Below are 20,001 nucleotides of genomic sequence, written 5' to 3' on the forward strand. Positions count from 1 at the left end.
CGGCCTATTCGGACAGCCGGTGCAGCTCGTCGTGGGACGCGGGGACCGGCGCGGGGACGTGCGTCTCGGTGACCGGGAGGGACGAGTCGGCGGAGAGGTCGAAGGCCGACGGCCTGCGGTCGCGCCGGACCATCTCCGCGCCGAGGGCGGCGACCATCGCGCCGTTGTCGGTGCAGAGCTTGGGGCGTGGGACGCGCAGCGTGATGCCCGCGCGCTCGCAGCGCTCCTGGGCCATGGCCCGCAGACGGGAGTTGGCCGCGACGCCGCCGCCGATCATCAGGTGGTCGACGCCCTCGTCCTTGCAGGCACGGACCGCCTTCCTGGTCAGCACGTCCGTCACCGCCTCCTGGAACGAAGCGGCGACGTCCCGGATCGGGACCTCCTCGCCCGCTCGGCGCTTGGCCTCGACCCAGCGGGAGACGGCCGTCTTGAGGCCGGAGAAGGAGAAGTCGTACGCCGGGTCCTTGGCACCGCTCAGACCGCGCGGGAAGGCGATGGCCTTCGGGTCGCCCTCCTTGGCGTAGCGGTCGATCACCGGGCCGCCGGGGAAGCCCAGGTTGAGCAGGCGGGCGACCTTGTCGAAGGCCTCTCCCGCGGCGTCGTCGATGGTGGCGCCGAGCGAGCGGACCTCGCTGGTGATGTCCTCGGTGAACAGCAGCGACGAGTGCCCGCCGGAGACCAGCAGCGCCATGGTCGGCTCGGGCAGGCGCCCGTGCTCCAGCTGGTCCACGCAGATGTGCGAGGCGAGGTGGTTGACGCCGTAGAGCGGCTTGTCGAGCGCGTAGGCGTACGCCTTGGCCGCGCTGACGCCGACCAGCAGCGCACCGGCCAGGCCGGGACCGGCGGTGACGGCGATGCCGTCGAGGTCGCTCGCCTTGATCCCGGCCGTGTCCAGCGCGCGCTGGACGGTGGGGACCATCGCCTCCAGGTGCGCGCGGCTGGCGATCTCCGGCACGACGCCGCCGAAGCGGCCGTGTTCGTCGACGCTGGACGCGACGGCGTCGGCGAGCAGCGTGGTGCCCCGGACGATGCCGACGCCGGTCTCGTCGCAGGAGGTCTCGATCCCGAGGACCAGCGGTTCGTCAGCGGCCATCGTCTGTTGTTCCTTCGCTTCTCTGAACGCGGTCTGCGTCGTCGTGTCCGTCGGTGTCCGTCATCTGACGACTCATCACCAGGGCGTCCACGCCGGACGGTTGGTAGTAGTTGCGGCGGATGCCGACCGGCGCGAAGCCGAAGCGCCGGTAGAGCCGCTGGGCGCGGTCGTTGTCGACCCGGACCTCCAGCAGCAGGTCGTTGCACTCGGCCTCGGCGGCCTGGTCGATCAGCCGTCGCAGCAGGCGGGCGCCGAGGCCGGTGCCCCACTGGTCCTGCGCCACCGCGATGGTCTGCACGTCGCCCTCGCCCGCGATCGCCATCAGCCCGGCGTAGCCGACGATCCGGCGCCCCGCGCCCGCGCCCGCGCCGTCGCCCTCCCCCTCACCCTGCTCCGCGACGGTGTACCAGCGGGTCGCGCCCGGGTGCCGGGCGTCGGCGAGCTCGGACCAGAACATGCCGACCGACCACGCGTCGTCGGGGAAGAGCTCCCGCTCCAGTACGAGCACGGCCTCGATGTCCCACCAGCGCATCTCGCGCAGCGTGGCGGGAGTCCGCGCCGTCTCCGGCAGCTGCGCGGTACCGGCGGTCATGCGGGGAGCACCGTCTTGTAGTTCTTCGGGACCTCCGCGTCCGGCCGTCGCAGGTAGAGCGCGGTGGTCGGCGGCAGCAGCGGCGTGCCCGAGGCGAGCGCGTCCGCGGCGAAGGCCGCGAGCGCGGCGGCGGACTGGTGCTCGGGCGCACCGGTCGGGATGTCGGTGAAGACGTCCGGGTAGAGCAGCGCGCCCGCGCCGACGGCGGGCAGCCCGGCCACCCTCTCCGCGATCTCCGCCGGGCGGTCGACCGCCGGGCCCTCGACCCGGACGCCGGCGGCGTCGTAGCGGGCCCAGTAGACCTCCTTGCGGCGGGCGTCCGTGGCGGCGACGAACGGGCCCGTCACCACCCCGGCGTCCCGCGCCGCGCGGGCCACTCCGTCGAGCGAGCAGACGCCGTAGACGGGGATGCCGAGCGCGTGCCCGAACGCGGCGGCCGTGGCCAGGCCGACCCGCAGACCGGTGTACGGGCCCGGTCCGACGCCGACGACCACACCGCCCAGCGACTCCTTGGGCGTGCCCGCCTCGCGCAGCACCGCGTCGATGGTGGGAAGCAGCAGCTCACCATGGCGGCGCGCGTCGACCTGGTCGGCAGCGGCCCGGACGGTACGGGTGTCGGTGTCGTACACGGCGGCGGTGACGGCGGGCGTGGCGGTGTCGAACGCAAGCAGAAGCACGCACCCAGGTTAGTCGGTGGCCCGGACTGCTCATCCGCGAGACGCCCGCCCGCCTGTGCTCGTCGCGGCTGGGAGGATGAGAGGCTTGGACCCGGTCGTGGCCCTCGCACACGCGTGTGTGCGCCACGTCCGCAGAAACGGTCGGCCACTCGGTCGGTCGGAGGAGTGGGAGGAGAGACCGTGGCGAAACTCGGTTCGGGCTCGGTGGTCACCGTGCTGACCGCGGGAGCCCTCGCCGTCGTCACCCTGCTCGCCGTGCAGGCCAAGAACTCCGCGTCCGCGACGGTCGCCGCACCACCCGGCAAGGTCCCCTCGGCCTCCGCGTCCGCGGGGCGGGGCGGGACGCAGGCCAAGCCGCCCGCGGTCCCCGCGGACTCGGGAACGGGTCGGCGGGTGGTGTACTCGCTCGCCCAGAAGCGCGTCTGGCTGGTGGACCCGAGCGACGCGAGCGCGGACCGCACCTTCACCGTGATGCCGGGGAACGTCGACCCGCTTCCGGGCACCTACGCGGCGACCACGCTCCTGCCGGGGCCGTACACCGGCTCGGACGGCAAGCTGATCAAGAACGCGGTCCTGTTCACCAGCCGCGACGGCACCAGAATCGGCTTCAGCTCCGCCGTCGACGGCAGCACTCCCCCGCCGGACCCGTCCAAGCACCTCGGCGGCATCCGCGAGTCGGTCGCCGACGGCCAGGCGCTGTACGACTTCGCGCCGTACAACACCAAGGTCGTGGTCGTTTCCTGACGAGTCCCAGGCAGGAACGCGTGTGGCCCCGCACCGAGGTGCGGGGCCACACGCGTTCAGTGGTTCAGCAGTTCACCGGCGGACCGCGTCAGCGGCGGATGCCGAAGGACTCGATGTACCAGTAGGTCGGCGAGCCGAGGCCGGTGGAGTCGTCGTAGCCCTTCGTCGCCGACAGCGACGAGTCGGTGCCGAGGGTGCGGGCGGAGGTGCTGGTGCCACCCGAGGCGTCCACGCTGTTGTTGAAGTTGACGCGGGCGACCGCCAGCTGGACGTTCGGGCCGAACGGGTGGTCGGTCACGTCGTGCAGCAGGGCCTTGCGGGCGTAGATCGCCGGGTCGGCGAAGCCGAGCGCGAAGCCCTGCTTCTCCTGCGCCAGCGCCTCGATCGCCGTGAAGACCGGCGAGGCGAGGCTGGTGCCGCCGATGCGGTACTCGCTGTACTTGACCGTCCCGTTCGGGAAGGCCTGGGTCTGGCCCATCAGGAAGCCGGTCTGCGGGTCGGCGACCGCGGCGACGTCCGGGACGACGCGCATCGGGCCGTTCTTGCTCGCCGACAGCGAGGACGGGACGACGCCCGCCTGGTACCACGGCTGCGCGGTACGGGCGCTGACGCCACCGCCCGAGCCGCTCTGGAACCCGCCCGGGAAGCCGGTCCAGCTCTTGCCGTTCGCCGCCAGCGGGGCGACGTCCGTGCCCCAGCCGGTCTCGAACTCGTAGTTGCCGTGCTTGCCGACGGCCAGCGAGGTACCGCCGACCGCGGTCACCCACGGCAGGGCGGCGGGCATGTCGGCCTGCTTCGTACCGGAGTTGGCGACCTCGTCGCCGTTGTCGCCGGAGGAGAAGTCAAAGCTGATGCCCTCGACCGCGCCGCGCTCGAAGATGTTGTTGTAGACGGCGTCGTTCGACGGGTCGCTGGCGTTCTCCGGCTCACCCCACGAGTCGCTGACGAGGGACGCCAGGTGGTTCGTGACGATGTTGTTCAGCGCGTCGATCAGGTCCGCGTCGTAGCACGAGGCTGCGGCGACGTAGTGGATGTTCGCGGCCGGGGCGACCGCGTGGACCGCCTCGACGTCGAGCGTCTGCTCGCCGTACCAGCCGGACGCACCACAGTCGTTGGCGGCGGTGTGGGTCCAGGTGGCGGGGTCGTACTCCTTGAACTGGCCCGTCTTGTAGGCCGCGTCACCGTTGAGCCCGGCGTAGGTGCTCGCGTCCGAGGCGATCGTCGGCGAGTCGTACGCGTCCACGATCGCGATGGTCTGGCCCTTGCCGGTCAGACCGGAGGCCGTGGCGCCGTAGGCGGAGCGCAGCTGGTGACCGTTGTAGCCCTTGATGACGTACGGCACGGTACGGCCGTCCACCTTGGGCAGGGTCTTCGCCGGGTTCGAGCCGTAGTAGCTCGAGAACGGACCCGAGTTGACGTACGCCGGGCCGGGGCCGGGCAGCGTGTCCTCGTGCGTCGCCTTCGACGGGGCGGTGCTCAGACCGGTGACGGTGAGCACTGCGTCCGCGACGTCGGCCGGCACGGTCAGCGCGCCCGCCGGGGCGCGGTAGACGTGGCCGTCGGTGGCGAAGCTGTGCAGCTGCGAACCGAACGCGGTCTGCGCGGCGGCGGCGTCACCGGTGACGGTCAGGTACTGGTCGTTCTCCGCGGTGACCTTGAAGCCGGAGGCGGCCAGCCACTGCTTGACCGCGGCGACCTGCGCCTTGGTCGGGCCGTACTTCGCCTGGACGGCCTGCGGGCTCAGATACTTGCCGTAGTCGGCGTTCTGAGGGTTCGACACCTGCGCGGCATAGGCGGCGAGTCCGGCCTGGTCACCCGCGAGGTACACGCGCGCGGTGACCGCGTTGCTCTGGGCCACCTGGCCCTTGTCCGCGGCGACCGCGGCCCAGGTCGGCTTCCCGCCGGCAATCGCGTGCCGGGCGGGCGTGGCACTGGCCGGCGCCCCCGCGGCGACGGCAGCCGCGAGCATGGGCAGCGTCGCCACCAAAGCTATGCCGGCACGCCGATGAGATCCCCTGATGTGCTTCAAACGCCCTCCCCGGGCCGTAGCAGCGGGCCCAATGTTCCCCGCTGCGATGTATGGCAAGGGGAATAGAACCGGGGAATGAACCATCGGTCAAGAGTGCGAAGCGCGTGTGTTACCGAGTTCAGTGGTGACAAGGCGACATTTCACGCGGGGAAATGTGGTTTTGACGGCGCATAGGAATGTGTCATGCACGCCAGGGAGGTTGTAGCTCCCCAGGGGCGCGGGGCTCTGGGGGTGCACCTACCCGCGGGAGCCAAAAGTCAGTGGCTTGGCGCGCGCCCGCGCGGCGGATCCGCATATCAGCAGAGCCCCTCGCCCCTGACGTTTGCAACGTCCCTATTCGTCGGAAGTGGGCGTTTCGTCGTCCGAATTGCTCTCCGCGTTCGCCGACTCGTCCTCCGAGGGTGGCGTGCAGACCGCTGCCGCCGACGGGCCGGATGCGAGCAGACGGGCGACGTCCACGTCGGTGGCGCGGGGGTCGGACGAGGTCGTGCCGGGCATTCGGTCTCCCCGAGGGGTGTCAGGTGCGGCTCATTCCATCTTCCCGACAGCGCGTCGGAAAAACAACCGCAAACCCCGGCAAGGCGGCCGGCAACGTCACCAGGCCGTGCGGGCGCTACGCCCGGGCGACCGCCAGCGCGCCGAGGTCGACGTCCGCCCAGCGGTCGCCGAGGCCGCGGAGGGTGACCGTGCGGTCGTCGGGGACCTCCGGGTTCAGGTCCTCAGCCAGGGACAGCAGGTGGTCCTCGTGCCCGGCCGCGCCGCCCAGCGCGCGGTCGATGCGGACCTCCAGGCGGGTCTCGGAGAGCTCCTCGACCTTGCCCTCGCCCCACTCGACGACCACGACCGACTCCGGCAGGGAGACGTCCAGGTCCAGGTCCTCCATCTCGTCCAGGCCGCCGCTCAGGCGGTACGCGTCGACGTGGACCAGCGCCGGGCCGCCGACCAGCGACGGGTGGACCCGGGCGATCACGAAGGTCGGCGAGGTCACCGCACCGCGTACGCCGAGGCCCTCGCCCAGGCCACGGGTCAGCGTGGTCTTGCCCGCGCCCAGCTCACCGGAGAGCAGCACCAGGTCCCCCGGGCGCAGCACCGTCGCCAGGGTGCGGCCGAGCTCCTGCATCGCGGCCGGGTCCGGAACGGAGATCGTGACAGCGTTCACGGCGTTGCCCATGGGTCCTGCGGGTCCTTTCGGTTCGGGGCGTCAGCCCGACAATCAGGCAGAAGGGGCCACCCGGCACTCAGCCGTCAGGCCTGGCGCGTGTCCTGCGCGAGATCGTGCACGTGTTGCGGCAGCGGCGCACCGCAGTGCCCGGCTGCGCGTTCGAGGAGGTCGGCGAGGCGGGCGTCGACCAGGTCCGGGCGCTCCAGCATCAGCAGGTGGCCGGTGTCCGGGAGTATGTCCAGCTCCGCGTCGGGCAGCTCGGCGGCGATCGCCTCGCTGTGCGAGGGCGGCGTGAGCAGGTCCTCGTCCCCCGCCATGACCAGGGTCGGGATGTCGCGGAGGACGGCCAGCGCGGCCGTCTTCTCGTGCGCGGGGAAGACCGGGAAGAACTCGGCGACCACGTCGACCGGCGTGGACTCCAGCAGGTCCTGCGCGAAGTGGGCCAGTGCGGGATCGACGTCCTCGGCGCCGAAGGAGAACTTCTGGTAGATCGCGGCGGTCAGCTCGCTGCTGAGACGACGGCCGCGCTCGACCAGCTCGGCCTGGCGGCCCAGTGCCTTGATCACACCGGGGCCGATCCGGTGGAACATCCTCGCGCCGACACCGGGGAGGCCGAGGGTCACCCCGCGCCAGCTGCCCGCGGTGGTACCGAGCAGGGCGACTCCGGCGACCCGTTCGGCGAAGAGCTCGGGACGCTGGTCGGCCAGCGCCATGATCGTCATCCCGCCCATGGAGTGCCCCACCAGCACCAGCGGTCCGGTCGGCGCGACGGCGTCGATCACCGCGCCGAGGTCCTGGCCGAGCTGGTCGATGGAGGACTGCTCTCCGGCCAGGTAGCTGCGGGAGCGCTCGGAGCGGCCGTGGCTGCGCTGGTCCCAGAAGACCAGCCGCAGTCCGTCGCGGAAAGCCTCGCGCTGGAAGTGCCAGCTGTCCTGGTTGAGGCAGTAACCGTGAGCGAAGACGACGGTCAGCGGCGGGGTGGGGGGCATTCCGAGCCAGCTGCCGACGCCGGACAGCACGCCGCCCAGCGGTCCGGGCTGCGGCTCGGCACCCGACGCACGCCGTCTGCCGAGCCAACTGCGCAGCGTGGGGCGACCGTTGCCGTTGCCGGCCCGGCCGGGATCGGCTCCGACCGGCGCGGCGGCTGTCTCGCCGTCGCCGTCAGTGCGCTCCGCGGGTTCCGCGCGCTCCGCGGCTTCGCGGGCGATCGCCGGGGCACTGCCGGCCCAGCCGGAGCCGTCGAGCTCGACGTAGAGGTCGGTACCGTCGGCCGCGGCGACATGGAGCGGGGTGCCGCGGAGCGAGCCGAACGCCGCCGCCGCGTCGATCTCGGCGCGGGCCCGGCGGCGCATGTCGCGGCCGACGGTCAGCCGCTCCAGCGCGACGCCCGCCGCCGCACCGGCCGCGACCACCCCGAGGGAGACGCCGACGATGCCCGCGCGGCGCCAGCGGCCGGCCGCGACGTCACCGACGACCGCGCCCGCCACGTCCCGCACCTGGCGGACGACGCCTCCGCTCTCCTCCGGCATCAGCCGCCGCCCTCCAGGTAGCGGCGCGGCACCCGGGCGCCGATACGGGTGACGATCTCGTACGCGATAGTGCCCGCCGCGCGGGCCCAGTCCTCGGCCGTCGGCTCGCCGAGGTCGCCGGGGCCGAAGACGACGACCTGGTCGCCCACCTCGGCGGCGTCACCGCCGAGGTCGACCACGAACTGGTCCATCGCGACGCGTCCGGCGACGGTGCGCCACTTGCCCCCGAGCCAGACCGGTCCGGCGCCGCTTGCGTGACGCGGGATCCCGTCGGCGTAGCCGAGCGGGACCAGGGCCAGCGTGGTTTCGCCCGGAGTGGTGTAGGTGAGGCCGTAGCTGACGCCGTGTCCGCTGGGCACCCGCTTGACCTGGGCGACCCGGGCGACCAGCGACATCACCGGCCGCAGCCCGAAGTCGGCCGGTCCGCCGACCTCCGGAACCGGGGACAGCCCGTACTGGGCCAGACCGGTCCGAACCAGGTCGAAGTGGGACTCCGGCAGGGTCAGCGTGGCGGGCGAGTTGGCGATGTGGCGCACCTCGGGCCGCAGGCCTGCCGCCTCGGCGACGTCCAGCGCGCTGCGGTACGCGTCGAGCTGCGCCGCGACGGAGGGGTGGCCGGGCTCGTCGGCGCAGGCGAAGTGGGACCAGACGCCGGTGACCTTGATCAGGCCCTCGGCCTCGGCGGCGCGGGCGGCGGCGACCAGCTCGGGCCAGTCGTGCGGCTGCGCGCCGTTGCGACCGAGTCCGGTGTCCGCCTTCAGCTGCACCCGGGCCGGGCGGCCGACCTCGCGGACCGCGTCCAGCACGTGGGGCAGCGCCCACAGGCCGCTGACGGTGATGTCGACGTCCGCCGCGACCGCCTCGCGCCACGGGCCGCCCGGCGTCCACAGCCAGCACAGCACCGGGGCCTGGTCCGGGCCGATCCCGGCGGCGCGCAGTGCGAGCGCCTCCTCCGGGGTGGCCGTGCCGAGCCAGCTCGCACCGGCGGCGAGGGCCGCGCGGGCACACGGGATCGCGCCGTGGCCGTAGGCGTCGGCCTTGACCACGGACATGACTCCGGCCGACCCGACACGCTCGCGCAACGCGGCGATATTGCCGCGCAGCGCCGCCAGGTCGATCAGAGCTTCGGCTCGCATCGCAGTTTCCATCGGGGGTAAGTCTCCCAGAAGCAGGCGGGCGCCCGTCACCAAGTGATGGGCGCCACAGTGTCGCGTAGTGCGGGTGGGGCCGCTCAACCGACCCCCGGCCCTTCCGTCCGAGCGTGTCCGAGCGTGCGGCTCAGCTGCCGGGCTCAGCTGCCGGGCTCAGGCGTCTTGCTCAGGTGCCGGGCTTGCGCCCGAAGACGTCGACGACATCGCCGACGCGCAGCAGCTCCCAGGCGATCCGCGCGTCGTGGACGGTCATGTTGACGCAGCCGTGCGAGCCGGGCGGGGTCGACATCGGGATGCCCACCGCGTGCAGCGCCTCGCCGCCGGAGAAGAACTGGCTGTCGGGCATGGGCACGTGGTAGATCGAGGAGACATGGTGCAGGTCGCGCCAGTAGATGTGCCACAGGCCGTCACGGGTGACGTACCCCTTGCGGCCGGTGCGGACGGCCACCGGGCCGAAGACGAGCTTGCCGCCGTCCGAGATCCACAGCTTCTGGTGGGTCAGGTCCACGCAGACCACCCGGCCCCGGTCTGCCGGGCAGGGCGACTTCGGCGCGGTCGTGACCGCGTGCGCCGTGACCGCGTGCGTCGTGACCGCGTGCGTCGTCCCGACGTGCGTCACCGCGGCAGGCGTCGTCAGCGTCGGGGTGGCGGCGTTCGCCGTTCCCGCGCCCAGGGTGCCCACCCCGACCAGCAGTGCCGCGGTCGCCAGGGCCGCCGCGGTCACTCGTGCCCTCAGCTGCGTCAACTCTCCCCCTGCTTTCCGTCCGCTGTGCACGGTGTCGTTGGGAAGACAATCAATTCGGCTGATCGGTTGCACGTATGACCGCGGTTCACCCCCGTCCGGCCGAATATCACCACGAAACTCACCGGAACGGTGGAACCCCGTCATCGCCGTCCCCCGCGATGACGGACCGCCAGGCCTCGGGCAGCGCGGCCGTGATCGCGGTGGCGCAGGTCGGCGCGCCGCCGGAGGAGATCCTGCCCGCCAGACCGTGCAGATACGCGGCGACGGATCCGGCGTCCCTCGGGGCCAGCCCGGCGGCGAGCAGCGCACCGGCCAGTCCGGCCAGCACGTCGCCGCTCCCGGCGGTGGCGAGCTGCGCGGTCCCGGTGGGGTTGACCCGGGCCGGGCCCTCGGGACCGGTGACGACCGTGGTCGAGCCCTTGAGCAGCACCGTGCAGCCGTACGCCCGGGCGAGCGTGCGCGCGTACCGCAACCGCTCGCCCTCGACCTCCTCCCGGGTCGCGGTGACGCCGACCCCGGCCAGCAGCGCGACCGCCTCGCCCGCGTGCGGGGTGAGCAGCGCGTTCGCGGGCGCGCTGCCGCGCCGGGCGAGCAGCCGCAGCCCGTCGGCGTCGACCAGCACCGGCACCTCGGCGGCCAGGGCCTCCTCCACGGCGCGTTCGGCGTCGGCGTTCTGGGACAGGCCGGGGCCGACCACCCAGGCCTGCACCCGACCGGCGTCCGCCGGACCGCCGTCGCCGACCAACGCCTCGGGGTGTGCTCGCACCACGTCCGCGCCCGCCGCGCCGACATAGCGCACCGCGCCGCAGCCGCCGCGCAGCGCGGATCCGACGGCCAGCACCGCGGCGCCCGGATACCGGGCCGAACCGGCGGCGATGCCGACCACCCCACGCCGGTACTTGTCGCTCTCGGCGCCGGGCTCCGGCAGCAGCGCGGCCACGTCGGCGTGCTGAAGCGCCTCGACGACGTGCGTGTCCGACCCCGCTGCGACCGGCAACCCGATCTCGACCAGCCGGACCACTCCCGCGTACGACGCGCCGGGGTCGACGAGCAGGCCGGGCTTGTGGGTGCCGAAGGTGACCGTGACGTCGGCGTGGACCGCACGGCCGGGGACGGCCCCGGTGCCCGGGTCGACGCCGCTGGGCAGGTCGACGGCGACGATCAACGCCTCGCCGCGCTCGGCCGCGTCGACCCACGGGAGCGCGGCCTCGCGCAGCGGACCGCGTCCGCCGATGCCGACGATGCCGTCGAGGACCAGGTCGGCCGACGCGGCCTCGGCGGGATCGTCGGTCGTCCTGCCACCCGCCGCGAGCAGCGCGGCCAGTCCACCCGCGTGGGTACGTTCCGGCGGGGCGAGCAGCGCGGCCCGGACCCGTGCGCCGCGGCGGGCCAGCCGGGCCGCGGCGTAGAGCGCGTCACCACCGTTGTCGCCGCTGCCGACCAGGACCAGCACCCGGCTGCCCCGGACGCGGCCCCGCTTCCCGCTCGCCAGCAGCTCCACGCAGCAGGCGGCCAGCCCGGCCGCCGCCCGTTGCATCAGCGTGCCCTCGGGCAGACGGGCCATCAGTTCGCCCTCCGCCGCCCGGACCCAGTCCACAGCATGTGCACAACGCATGGCCTGTCCACTCCTTGAGAGGCCGTCACCCTTCGGCGATCACCACCGCAGACGCTACGCCCGCGTCGTGGCTGAGCGAGAGATGCCACGACGTCACCCCGAGCTGCTCCGCGCACGCCGCCACGGTGCCGCGCACGGTCAGCAGCGGTCGGCCGGAGGGCTCGGTGCGGACGATCGCGTCGGTCCACTCCAGATTGCCGGGCGCGCCGAGCGCCTTTGCCACCGCCTCCTTGGCCGCGAACCGGGCCGCCAGCGAGGCGATCCCGCGCCGCTCGCCGCTGGGCAGCGTCAGTTCCTCGGCGACGAAGAGCCGGTCCGCCAGCGCGGGGGTGCGGCGCAGGGCCTCCTCGAAGCGGCTGATCTCCGCGACGTCGATGCCGACACCGATGATCATTCAGAACTCCCTGGGACCGTGCAAAACGCGAAGGCCCGGACGCCGACGCGGCGTCCGGGCCTCCACCTTGCCATCGGGCGGCTACTCCACCGTCACCGACTTGGCCAGGTTGCGCGGCTGGTCGACCTCGTGGCCCTTGGCCGTCGCCAGCTCGCAGGCGAAGACCTGCAGCGGGACGGTCGCCACCAGCGGCTGCAGCAGCGTCGGCGTCTGCGGGATGCGGACCAGGTGGTCGGCGTAGGGCACGACCGCGTCGTCGCCCTCCTCGGCGATCACCAGGGTGCGCGCACCACGTGCGCGGATCTCCTGGATGTTGGAGACGATCTTGTCGTGCAGCACCGAGCGCCCACGCGGCGACGGGACGACCACGACGACCGGCAGCCCCTCCTCGATCAGCGCGATCGGACCGTGCTTGAGCTCACCCGCCGCGAAGCCCTCGGCGTGCATGTAGGCGAGCTCCTTGAGCTTGAGCGCGCCCTCCAGAGCCACCGGGTAGCCGACGTGACGGCCCAGGAACAGGACCGACTTGGCATCGGCCAGCGAACGGGCCAGCTCACGGACCGGCTCCATGGTCGTCAGCACCTGCTCGACCTGCTTCGGCGCGTCCGCGAGCTGGCGGATCACCTCGAAGATCTCGTCGCCCCACTTGGTGCCGCGGACCTGGCCCAGGTAGAGGGCGACCAGGTAGCAGGCGACCAGCTGGGTCAGGAACGCCTTGGTCGACGCGACCGCGACCTCGGGACCGGCGTGCGTGTAGAGCACGGCGTCCGACTCGCGCGGGATCGTCGAACCGTTGGTGTTGCAGATGGCCAGCACCTTGGCGCCCTGCTCGCGCGCGTGACGCAGCGCCATCAGCGTGTCCATGGTCTCGCCGGACTGCGAGATGGCGATGACCAGCGTCTGCTGGTCCATGATCGGGTCCCGGTAGCGGAACTCGGAGGCGACCTCGACCTCGCAGGGGATGCGGGCCCAGTGCTCGATCGCGTACTTGGCGATCAGGCCGGCGTGGAACGCCGTGCCGCAGGCGACGATGACGACCTTGTCGATCTCGCGCAGCACCGAGCGGTCGATGCGCAGCTCGTCGAGGGTGAGCGAGCCGTTGGCGTCGATCCGGCCGAGGAGGGTGTCGGCCACCGCCTTGGGCTGCTCGGCGATCTCCTTGAGCATGAAGTAGTCGTAGCCGCCCTTCTCGGCGGCGGAGGCGTCCCAGTCGACGTGGTACTCGCGGTACTCACCCGGATTGCCCTGGAAGTCGGTGATCGTGATGCCCTCGCGGGTCAACTCGACGACCTGGTCCTGACCGAGCTCGATCGCCTCACGGGTGTGCTCGATGAACGCGGCCACGTCCGAGGCGAGGAAGGCCTCGCCCTCGCCGCGCCCGACCACCAGCGGCGAGTTGCGACGCGCGGCGACGACCACGCCCGGCGCGTCGGCGTGCGTGGCGACCAGCGTGAACGCGCCGTCCAGGCGACGGCAGACGCTGCGCATGGCCTCGGCGAGGTCCAGCGTGCCGCTGCCCGCGGCGAGCTGGGCGTCCGTGGCCTCGGCCAGCAGGTGGGCGACCACCTCGGTGTCGGTCTCCGACGCGAGCAGGTGACCGCGCTCGGAGAGCTCGACGCGGAGCCGCGCGAAGTTCTCGATGATCCCGTTGTGCACGACGGCGACCTTGCCCGCGCCGCCCACATGCGGGTGCGCGTTGGCGTCGGTCGGGCCGCCGTGGGTGGCCCAACGGGTGTGACCGATCCCGACCGTGCCCTCCGGCAGCGGCTGCTCGGCCAGCAGCTTCTCCAGGTTGGCCAGCTTGCCGGCCTTCTTCGCGACCGCGAGGCCGCCTTCGGGGGTCTGCACGGCGACACCCGCCGAGTCATACCCCCGGTATTCCAGACGGCGCAGCCCGGACAGGACCACGTCCAGGGCAGGCTGCTCGCCAACGTAACCAACGATTCCGCACATCGCCCCAGCTTAAGGGCACGCCGCGGCAGCCCCGCGCGGCGAGGCCCCGACCCTGCCTCCACCTGGGCGGTTTCCGTCAGAAGGAGGCCCGAGGAACGCCCGCACGGCCGCCCCAGGTACGCAGCGCGCCGTCCAGCGCGGTGAGGGCGACCTGCCAGGACTCCGCCATCGGGCGGCCGGACCGGAACCGGTCGGCGGCCTCCAGGGTCACCCAGCCGTGGAACGAGCTGCACAGCAGCCGGACCGCGTCCACCGCGTCCACGTCCTCCAGCCGGTAGCCGCGGAGCAGCGCCGCACAGGCGGCGACGACGCGGTGGCCGCCCTCACACTCGATGTTCAGCTGGGTTGCGGCGTAGCGCCCGGGGTGGGCGAGGGCGAAGTCCCGGTACGCGTCGGCGAAGGCCGTGAGCGCGGCCCGCCCCGACCGCCCGGCGACGGCGTCGCCCAGCGCGTCCGCCAGCTCCGCCATCGCCAGCCCGGCGATCCGTTCGCGCAGCTCGGCCAGGCTGCTCAGGTGCGCGTAGAGGCTCGCGTCCTTGACGCCGAAACCCCTGGCCACGGCGGAGACCGTGACCTTCTCCAGCCCGACCTGGTCCGCCAGGTCCGCTGCCGCCCGGGTCACCCGTTCGGCGTTCAGTCCCGCCCGCGCCATCCCACTCCAAACTAGAGAGATAAACCATTTGCCTAGGACTCCTAGGCAAGCTTAGCGTCATACCCATGGAGATCGTCACCGAAGAACAGATCCGCGCGTCCTTCGTGAACTGCAGCAAGGGCGAGGCGTCACGCCTCCACATCCCGCGCGACCTGGCCGAACGGCCCTTCGCCGACCTTGACTTCCTGGGCTGGCGCGATCCGGGCGCACCCGACCGCTGCGCGCTGGTCGCCGAGCGGGCGGACACGCCGGGCGGCCTGGTCGGCATCACGCTGCGCTTCCCGCCGCCGCAGCGCGGCTTCCTGCACCGCAGCCTCTGCTCGCTCTGCCTGACCACCCGGCCGGGCAACGGCGTCTCGCTACTGACCGCCCGCCGCGCGGGCAAGGCCGGGCGCCAGGGCAACTCGGTCGGCCTCTACATGTGCACCGATCTCGCCTGCTCGCTCTACGTCCGCGGCAGGAAGCAGGCCGAGTCAGGCGCCCGCCAGGACGAGACGCTCACCGTCGAGCAGCAGATCGAGCGCCTGCGCACCAAGGTCGACGCCTTCCTGGACCAGGTCCTGGAGGCCTGACCGAGCGCGACCTGAGTTCGTACGGATTTCGCGCGGAGTCCCGGTGGAGGTCGTGCGGAGGCCGCTGAGAGATATCTCTCGCACCCCGGCGACGGCAGCTCGGCAGACAATAGGAACGTGTCCACCACCCTGGAAGCCGGGCGTCGCACCGACGCATCGCCCTTCGTCGACCTCGACCGTGCCGAGTGGAGTGCCCTCCACGAGCGCACACCACTGCCGCTGACCGCCGACGAGCTGGAACGGCTGCGCGGCCTCGGTGACGTCATCGACCTCGACGAGGTCCAGGACGTCTACCTGCCGCTGTCGCGCCTGCTCAACCTCTACGTCACCGCGACGGGTCAACTGCGCGGCGCGCTCAACGACTTCCTGGACAGCAACGAGCACACCCACACCCAGTCCGGCACGCCGTTCGTCATCGGCGTGGCCGGCTCGGTCGCGGTGGGCAAGTCCACCACCGCTCGACTGCTCCAGTCGATGCTGGCCCGGTGGCCCGAGCACCCACGCGTGGAGCTGGTGACCACCGACGGCTTCCTGCTGCCCAACGAGGAGTTGCGCCGCCGGGGCCTCATGTCCCGCAAGGGCTTCCCCGAGTCCTACGACCGCCGGGCGCTGACCCGCTTCGTGGCCGACGTGAAGTCGGGCAAGGAGGAGGTCACCGCCCCGGTCTACTCGCACCTGGTCTACGACATCGTCCCCGACGAGCGGCTGACGGTCCGGCGGCCCGACATCCTGATCATCGAGGGCCTCAACGTGCTGCAGCCCGCCCTGCCGGGACAGGACGGGCGCACCAGGGTCGCGGTGGCGGACTTCTTCGACTTCTCCATCTACGTCGACGCCCGCCCGGACGACATCGAGAAGTGGTACCTGAAGCGGTTCCGCAAGCTGCGCGAGACCGCGTTCCAGAACCCGGAGTCCTACTTCCGCCGCTACGCGGAGGTCCCCGAGAACGAGGCGCTCGACTACGCCCGCCACCTCTGGCGGACCATCAACCGCCCCAACCTCGTCGAGAACGTCGCCCCGACCCGCGGCCGCGCCGACCTGATCCTGCGCAAGGGCCCGGACCACAAGGTCCAGCGGATCCGCATCCGCAAGCTCTGAGCTTCAGCGTGCCTCAGCCCTGGCCGGGGGGCTGCCGTGGCGGTCCGTACTGCGGCAGTTGCCCGTACGGCTGCGGCTGGCTGTAAGCCTGCGGCGGCTGCCCGTACGGCACGACAGGCTGCTGCGGCACGCCCGGGACCGGCGCGGCGTCCTTTGCCGCCCTGCCGCGGACCCACTTCACGATCCTCATGATCTGACCGGCGAGCAACAGGCCCGGAACGAAGATCGCCCAGGTGGAGACGTAGTACGAGCCGCTGGTGGAGACGAACCCGACATAGACGCCGTAGCCGCCGAAGGCAAGACCGCAGCCGACCATGAAGATCCGGAAGAAGATGCTGTCCTCACCGGGGGCGAACACAAGGACGAACGCCGTGATGCCGGTGATCAGCAGCAGGATCGCATAGAAGGCCCAGAACGGGTGCGTGGTGATGTGGAGCAGCATGGAGTTCCCCCGGAGCAGGATCAGCTGGTCTCAGGGTCTCAGCCCTGCGGGAACTGGCCGTAGGGGCCCTCCGGCGGCTGGCCGTAAGGCTGCGGCTGGGGCTGGGGCTGGCCGTACGGCTGCTGCTGCGGCTGGCCGTAAGGCTGCTGACCATAAGGCTGCTGGGGCTGACCGTACTGCGGCTGCGCGTACGGTTGCTGTCCGTACGCCTGCTGCGGCTGGCCATAAGGCTGCTGTCCGTATCCCTGCGGCTGCCCGTACGGCATCCCCGGCTGCTGCGGGATGCCCGGCATCGGCCCGGCAGCGTTGGCCGCCTTCCCACGGCGTGCCCTCCCGAGCATGCCGGCGATCAGCAGGAACGGCAGGACGATCCCCCTGCCCGAGAGGATGTACTCACCGCCGGTGAAGAAGAACCCCATGTAGATGCCGTAGCCGCCGAAAAGGAGACCGGCGATCACGCCGAAGATCCGCCAACCGACGCTCCGCCCGCCGATATTGAGCACACTGAGCGCCACCGAGCCGAAGCCGCTGATCATCAGCAGGATCGAGTAGATGGCCAGAAACGGGTGCGCGCTGAATTCGAGCAGCATGAAGTCCCCCCGGAACAGGATCGGATGACGCCCGGCGGACGCTATCCGATCCCGCTCGGACTGTCACGCTGTCAGGTCTGCGCCCCACCCTCGGTGACCGCCTTGTTCTCCTCGGCCGCGAGCCGGACGCAGAGCGCCACCGCCTCCATGGCCTCGGTGAGTTCGGTCAGCGTCGGGTAGCTCGGCGCGATCCGGATCTGGTGGTCGCGCGGGTCGTGCCCGTACGGGAAGGCCGCACCGGCCGGAGTCAGCGCCACGCCGGCCTCCTTCGCCAGGCGCACGACCTCGGCGGCGCAGCCGTCCGGGACCTCGAGGCTGACGAAGTACCCGCCCTCGGGCCGGGTCCAGCGCGCGATGCCGCGACCGCCGAGCTCCCGCTCCAGCACGTGCTCGACCGCGGCGAAACGCGGCGCGAGCAGCGCACGGTGCTCGGCCATGTGCGCGAGCACGCCGTCCGCGTCGCGGAAGAAGCGGACGTGCCGCAGCTGGTTGACCTTGTCGGGGCCGATGGTCTGCTTGGCCATCAGCTTCTTGAGCCACTCGACGTTGGCGGCCGAGGAGCCGAAGAAGGCGACCCCCGAACCCGCCAAGGTGATCTTCGAGGTCGACGCGAAGACGAACGCCCGGTCCGGGTTCCCCGCCTCGGCGCAGGCGTCCAGGATCGACACGAGCTCGGCCCGACGGTCCGTCAGGTCGTGCAGGGCGTAGGCGTTGTCCCAGAAGATCCGGAAGTCGGGCGCGGCGGTCGGCATGGCCGCGAGGCGGCGGACCGTCTCGGCGCTGTAGACCTCGCCGGTCGGGTTGCTGTACGCCGGGACGCACCACATGCCCTTGATCCGCGGATCGGCGGTGACCAGGCGCTCCACCTCGTCCATGTCCGGCCCGTGCCCGGTCAGCGCGACCGGGACCATCCGGATGCCGAACCGCTCGCACACGCCGAAGTGCCGGTCGTATCCGGGCACGGGGCAGAGGAAGACGACCTCGCCCTCGTCCACCCAGCGGCGGGGGGCACCGGGCACGGCGGAGAGGAGCGCGTTGGCGATCACGTCGTGCATGATCTGCAGGCTGGCGTTGCCCAGCGCCAGCAGCTGGCCCTGCGGGATGCCGAGCAGCGGCGAGAAGATCTCGATCAGCTCGGGCAACCCGGTCAGCCCGCCGTAGTTCCGGGTGTCGGTCCCGTCCGCAGCGCGGAAGTCGGCAGCGCCGGGAAGTTCGAGCAGCCCCGCCGAGAGGTCCAACTGCTCGGGCGAGGGCTTACCCCGCGTCAGATCCAGCTTCAGGCCCTTGGCCTGGAGCTGTGCGTATTCCTCACGAAGCGTCACTCGACTCTCCCTCGCTCAGTTGCAGACACCCCAGGGGCGCGGGGCTCTGCACGAGAAACCACTGATGAGCAGACGGCCCTGAACAAGCGGGGCTCCACCCACGTGGGTGGCTCGTCGCGCCCACGCGGCGGAGCCGCACATCAGCAGAGCCCCGCGCCCCTGGACAGTGGAACGTCCCTTATCCCAAGCGTTCCCGCACGACCGTGGCGAGCCGCTCGCAAACCTCCTGGGCCTGGTCGTGGTTCGCTGCCTCCACCATGACGCGAACCAGCGGCTCCGTCCCGGAGGGACGCAGCAGAACCCGGCCGGTGTCGCCCAGCTCCTTCTCCGCCGCCGCCACCGCGTCCACCAGCTCGGGGTCCAGCGCGGCGCGCGTCTTGTCCACGCCCTTGACGTTGATCATGACCTGCGGCAGCCGCGTCATCACCGCGGCCAGCTCCTGCAGCGGCTGCTTGGTCGCCGCGACCCTCGCGGCCAGCATCAGGCCGGTCAGCGTGCCGTCACCAGTGGTCGCGTGCTCCAGCATGATCACGTGGCCGGACTGCTCGCCGCCCAGCGTGTAGCCGTGCTCCTTCATGGACTCCAGCACGTAGCGGTCGCCGACCGCCGTCTGGACCAGGTCGATGCCCTCGCGCTCCATGGCCAGCTTGAAGCCCAGGTTGGACATGACCGTCGCGACCACGGTGTCCTTGGCCAGCGCGCCGGACTCCCGCAGGCCGAGGGCCAGGACGGCCAGGATCTGGTCGCCGTCGACCTCGGTGCCGGTGTGATCGACGGCCAGGCAGCGGTCCGCGTCGCCGTCGTGGGCGATGCCCAGGTCCGCGCCGTGCTCGATGACCGCCGCACACAGCAGGTCGAGATGGGTCGAGCCGACGCCGTCGTTGATGTTGAGGCCGTCCGGCTCGGCGCCGATGATGTGGACGAGCTCCGCGCCCGCCCGGCGGAACGCCTCGGGCGACGCGACCGCCGCCGCGCCGTGCGCGGTGTCGAGGACGATGCGCAGCCCGTCGAGGCGGTTCGGCACCACGCTCAGCAGGTGCTCCACGTACTGGTCGAGCCCGGCCTCGTGGTCGCGGACCCGGCCGACCCCGGCGCCGGTCGGGCGGGACCACTCCTCGCCGCCGAAGCGCTCGAAGTGCGCCTCGATGGCGTCCTCGATCGCGTCGTCGAGCTTGTGGCCACCCTTGGCGAGGAACTTGATGCCGTTGTCCGGCATCGGGTTGTGGCTGGCCGACAGCATGACGCCGAAGTCGACGCCCAACGCCTCCGTCAGGTACGCCACGGCAGGGGTCGGCAGGACACCGAGACGGAGCACGTCGACACCGGAGCTGGCGAGGCCGGCCACCACGGCCGCCTCCAGGAACTCACCCGAGGCCCGCGGGTCGCGGCCGACCACGGCCACCGGGCGGTGGCCCTCGAACGCGCCCAGATCACCGAGCACGTGCGCGGCGGCGACGGAGAGGCCCATCGCCATCTCGGCGGTCAGATCGACGTTCGCAAGCCCGCGTACGCCGTCAGTGCCAAAGAGTCGTCCCACTGCCAAAACCTTCCGGGTGTGCCGGGTATGAACGAACCACGCCCTGGGAACACAGGGTGCTCCCAGGGCGTGGTGAAAACCAGCTCCCCCATGCGATGAACGGC

At 72.1% G+C, this 20,001-nt stretch carries 20 protein-coding genes; 3 read left to right on the plus strand and 17 right to left on the minus strand.

Annotated features, from left to right (window positions below; translation table 11 throughout):
• Window positions 1-4 precede the first annotated feature (4 nt).
• From tsaD to tsaB, 3 genes are read right to left on the minus strand one after another with little or no spacing between them, the layout of a single operon-like run.
• Window positions 5-1,093: a tRNA (adenosine(37)-N6)-threonylcarbamoyltransferase complex transferase subunit TsaD gene (tsaD, locus tag ABH940_RS13645; protein ID WP_370068747.1), complete on the minus strand. Its 1,089-nt coding sequence runs from the start codon at window positions 1,091-1,093 to the stop codon at window positions 5-7.
• A complete protein-coding gene (gene rimI / locus ABH940_RS13650) occupies window positions 1,083-1,685 on the minus strand; it encodes a ribosomal protein S18-alanine N-acetyltransferase (RefSeq protein ID WP_370105360.1) in 603 nt (200 codons plus the stop codon). Before rimI ends, tsaD begins: the two co-directional genes overlap by 11 nt.
• Window positions 1,682-2,362 carry a tRNA (adenosine(37)-N6)-threonylcarbamoyltransferase complex dimerization subunit type 1 TsaB gene (gene tsaB / locus ABH940_RS13655; protein ID WP_370068751.1) on the minus strand — a complete coding sequence of 227 codons (681 nt, stop codon included), beginning with the start codon at window positions 2,360-2,362 and terminating at the stop codon, window positions 1,682-1,684. The genes rimI and tsaB overlap by 4 nt, the downstream gene beginning before the upstream one ends.
• Before the next feature lie 180 nt (window positions 2,363-2,542).
• Here tsaB and ABH940_RS13660 point away from each other — a divergent pair, with 180 nt between their 5' ends.
• Entirely contained in the window at window positions 2,543-3,106 is a 564-nt protein-coding gene (locus tag ABH940_RS13660; protein ID WP_370068753.1) for a hypothetical protein, read from the plus strand.
• Window positions 3,107-3,194: 88 nt separating this feature from the next.
• Here ABH940_RS13660 and ABH940_RS13665 read toward each other — a convergent pair whose 3' ends face one another.
• From ABH940_RS13665 to ABH940_RS13710, 10 genes are all read right to left on the minus strand, one after another.
• On the minus strand, window positions 3,195-5,075 hold the full coding sequence (locus ABH940_RS13665) for a protease pro-enzyme activation domain-containing protein (RefSeq protein WP_370105413.1): 1,881 nt from the start codon (window positions 5,073-5,075) through the stop codon (window positions 3,195-3,197).
• A 393-nt stretch (window positions 5,076-5,468) separates the two neighbouring features.
• A complete protein-coding gene (locus tag ABH940_RS13670; protein WP_370068755.1) occupies window positions 5,469-5,633 on the minus strand; it encodes a hypothetical protein in 165 nt (54 codons plus the stop codon).
• Between the two features lie 115 nt (window positions 5,634-5,748).
• Window positions 5,749-6,306: a tRNA (adenosine(37)-N6)-threonylcarbamoyltransferase complex ATPase subunit type 1 TsaE gene (gene tsaE / locus ABH940_RS13675; RefSeq protein ID WP_370068757.1), complete on the minus strand. Its 558-nt coding sequence runs from the start codon at window positions 6,304-6,306 to the stop codon at window positions 5,749-5,751.
• 74 nt (window positions 6,307-6,380) lie between these two features.
• The gene (locus ABH940_RS13680) at window positions 6,381-7,826 is read right to left on the minus strand and encodes an alpha/beta fold hydrolase (RefSeq protein ID WP_370068759.1); all 1,446 of its coding nucleotides are present in this window, start codon (window positions 7,824-7,826) and stop codon (window positions 6,381-6,383) included.
• Complete coding sequence (gene alr, locus ABH940_RS13685; protein WP_370068761.1) at window positions 7,826-8,962, minus strand: alanine racemase; 1,137 nt, start codon at window positions 8,960-8,962, stop codon at window positions 7,826-7,828. Before alr ends, ABH940_RS13680 begins: the two co-directional genes overlap by 1 nt.
• A gap of 181 nt (window positions 8,963-9,143) precedes the next feature.
• Window positions 9,144-9,722 (minus strand): L,D-transpeptidase, encoded by a 579-nt coding sequence (locus ABH940_RS13690; protein WP_370068763.1) that lies wholly within the window; start codon window positions 9,720-9,722, stop codon window positions 9,144-9,146.
• A gap of 118 nt (window positions 9,723-9,840) precedes the next feature.
• The gene (locus ABH940_RS13695; protein ID WP_370068765.1) at window positions 9,841-11,337 is read right to left on the minus strand and encodes an NAD(P)H-hydrate dehydratase; all 1,497 of its coding nucleotides are present in this window, start codon (window positions 11,335-11,337) and stop codon (window positions 9,841-9,843) included.
• A 25-nt stretch (window positions 11,338-11,362) separates the two neighbouring features.
• The gene (locus ABH940_RS13700) at window positions 11,363-11,731 is read right to left on the minus strand and encodes a holo-ACP synthase (protein WP_370068767.1); all 369 of its coding nucleotides are present in this window, start codon (window positions 11,729-11,731) and stop codon (window positions 11,363-11,365) included.
• Window positions 11,732-11,812: 81 nt separating this feature from the next.
• A complete protein-coding gene (glmS, locus tag ABH940_RS13705) occupies window positions 11,813-13,684 on the minus strand; it encodes a glutamine--fructose-6-phosphate transaminase (isomerizing) (RefSeq protein ID WP_370068769.1) in 1,872 nt (623 codons plus the stop codon).
• A gap of 76 nt (window positions 13,685-13,760) precedes the next feature.
• Window positions 13,761-14,336 (minus strand): TetR/AcrR family transcriptional regulator, encoded by a 576-nt coding sequence (locus ABH940_RS13710; RefSeq protein ID WP_370105361.1) that lies wholly within the window; start codon window positions 14,334-14,336, stop codon window positions 13,761-13,763.
• A 65-nt stretch (window positions 14,337-14,401) separates the two neighbouring features.
• Here ABH940_RS13710 and ABH940_RS13715 point away from each other — a divergent pair, with 65 nt between their 5' ends.
• Both ABH940_RS13715 and coaA read left to right on the plus strand, forming a co-directional pair.
• The gene (locus tag ABH940_RS13715) at window positions 14,402-14,908 is read left to right on the plus strand and encodes an FBP domain-containing protein (RefSeq protein WP_370105362.1); all 507 of its coding nucleotides are present in this window, start codon (window positions 14,402-14,404) and stop codon (window positions 14,906-14,908) included.
• A gap of 117 nt (window positions 14,909-15,025) precedes the next feature.
• Entirely contained in the window at window positions 15,026-16,006 is a 981-nt protein-coding gene (gene coaA / locus ABH940_RS13720) for a type I pantothenate kinase (RefSeq protein ID WP_370068775.1), read from the plus strand.
• A gap of 13 nt (window positions 16,007-16,019) precedes the next feature.
• Here the strand turns inward: coaA and ABH940_RS13725 are convergent, their stop codons facing one another.
• From ABH940_RS13725 to glmM, 4 genes are all read right to left on the minus strand, one after another.
• Window positions 16,020-16,448, minus strand: coding sequence for a hypothetical protein (locus ABH940_RS13725; protein ID WP_370068777.1), 429 nt, complete (start codon window positions 16,446-16,448; stop codon window positions 16,020-16,022).
• A gap of 38 nt (window positions 16,449-16,486) precedes the next feature.
• On the minus strand, window positions 16,487-17,038 hold the full coding sequence (locus tag ABH940_RS13730; protein WP_370105363.1) for a hypothetical protein: 552 nt from the start codon (window positions 17,036-17,038) through the stop codon (window positions 16,487-16,489).
• 71 nt (window positions 17,039-17,109) lie between these two features.
• The gene (locus ABH940_RS13735; RefSeq protein ID WP_370068781.1) at window positions 17,110-18,360 is read right to left on the minus strand and encodes an aminotransferase class I/II-fold pyridoxal phosphate-dependent enzyme; all 1,251 of its coding nucleotides are present in this window, start codon (window positions 18,358-18,360) and stop codon (window positions 17,110-17,112) included.
• Window positions 18,361-18,538: 178 nt separating this feature from the next.
• Window positions 18,539-19,897 (minus strand): phosphoglucosamine mutase, encoded by a 1,359-nt coding sequence (gene glmM, locus ABH940_RS13740; RefSeq protein ID WP_370105364.1) that lies wholly within the window; start codon window positions 19,895-19,897, stop codon window positions 18,539-18,541.
• Window positions 19,898-20,001: the final 104 nt, after the last annotated feature.

It is taken from the genome of Streptacidiphilus sp. BW17 (genome assembly GCF_041262485.1).
Classification (GTDB): Bacteria; Actinomycetota; Actinomycetes; order Streptomycetales; family Streptomycetaceae; genus Streptacidiphilus.

What these genes read in the sequence shown, in the direction of transcription:
- tsaD (WP_370068747.1), bottom strand. Translation starts at nt 1,093, where the DNA reads ATGGCCGCTGACGAACCGCTGGTCCTCGGGATCGAGACCTCCTGCGAC.
- rimI (WP_370105360.1), bottom strand. Translation starts at nt 1,685, where the DNA reads ATGACCGCCGGTACCGCGCAGCTGCCGGAGACGGCGCGGACTCCCGCC.
- ABH940_RS13665 (WP_370105413.1), bottom strand. Translation starts at nt 5,075, where the DNA reads ATGCTCGCGGCTGCCGTCGCCGCGGGGGCGCCGGCCAGTGCCACGCCC.
- ABH940_RS13670 (WP_370068755.1), bottom strand. Translation starts at nt 5,633, where the DNA reads ATGCCCGGCACGACCTCGTCCGACCCCCGCGCCACCGACGTGGACGTC.
- tsaE (WP_370068757.1), bottom strand. Translation starts at nt 6,306, where the DNA reads ATGGGCAACGCCGTGAACGCTGTCACGATCTCCGTTCCGGACCCGGCC.
- ABH940_RS13680 (WP_370068759.1), bottom strand. Translation starts at nt 7,826, where the DNA reads ATGCCGGAGGAGAGCGGAGGCGTCGTCCGCCAGGTGCGGGACGTGGCG.
- alr (WP_370068761.1), bottom strand. Translation starts at nt 8,962, where the DNA reads ATGCGAGCCGAAGCTCTGATCGACCTGGCGGCGCTGCGCGGCAATATC.
- ABH940_RS13695 (WP_370068765.1), bottom strand. Translation starts at nt 11,337, where the DNA reads ATGCGTTGTGCACATGCTGTGGACTGGGTCCGGGCGGCGGAGGGCGAA.
- ABH940_RS13700 (WP_370068767.1), bottom strand. Translation starts at nt 11,731, where the DNA reads ATGATCATCGGTGTCGGCATCGACGTCGCGGAGATCAGCCGCTTCGAG.
- glmS (WP_370068769.1), bottom strand. Translation starts at nt 13,684, where the DNA reads ATGTGCGGAATCGTTGGTTACGTTGGCGAGCAGCCTGCCCTGGACGTG.
- ABH940_RS13710 (WP_370105361.1), bottom strand. Translation starts at nt 14,336, where the DNA reads ATGGCGCGGGCGGGACTGAACGCCGAACGGGTGACCCGGGCGGCAGCG.
- ABH940_RS13715 (WP_370105362.1), top strand. Translation starts at nt 14,402, where the DNA reads ATGGAGATCGTCACCGAAGAACAGATCCGCGCGTCCTTCGTGAACTGC.
- ABH940_RS13725 (WP_370068777.1), bottom strand. Translation starts at nt 16,448, where the DNA reads ATGCTGCTCCACATCACCACGCACCCGTTCTGGGCCTTCTATGCGATC.
- ABH940_RS13730 (WP_370105363.1), bottom strand. Translation starts at nt 17,038, where the DNA reads ATGCTGCTCGAATTCAGCGCGCACCCGTTTCTGGCCATCTACTCGATC.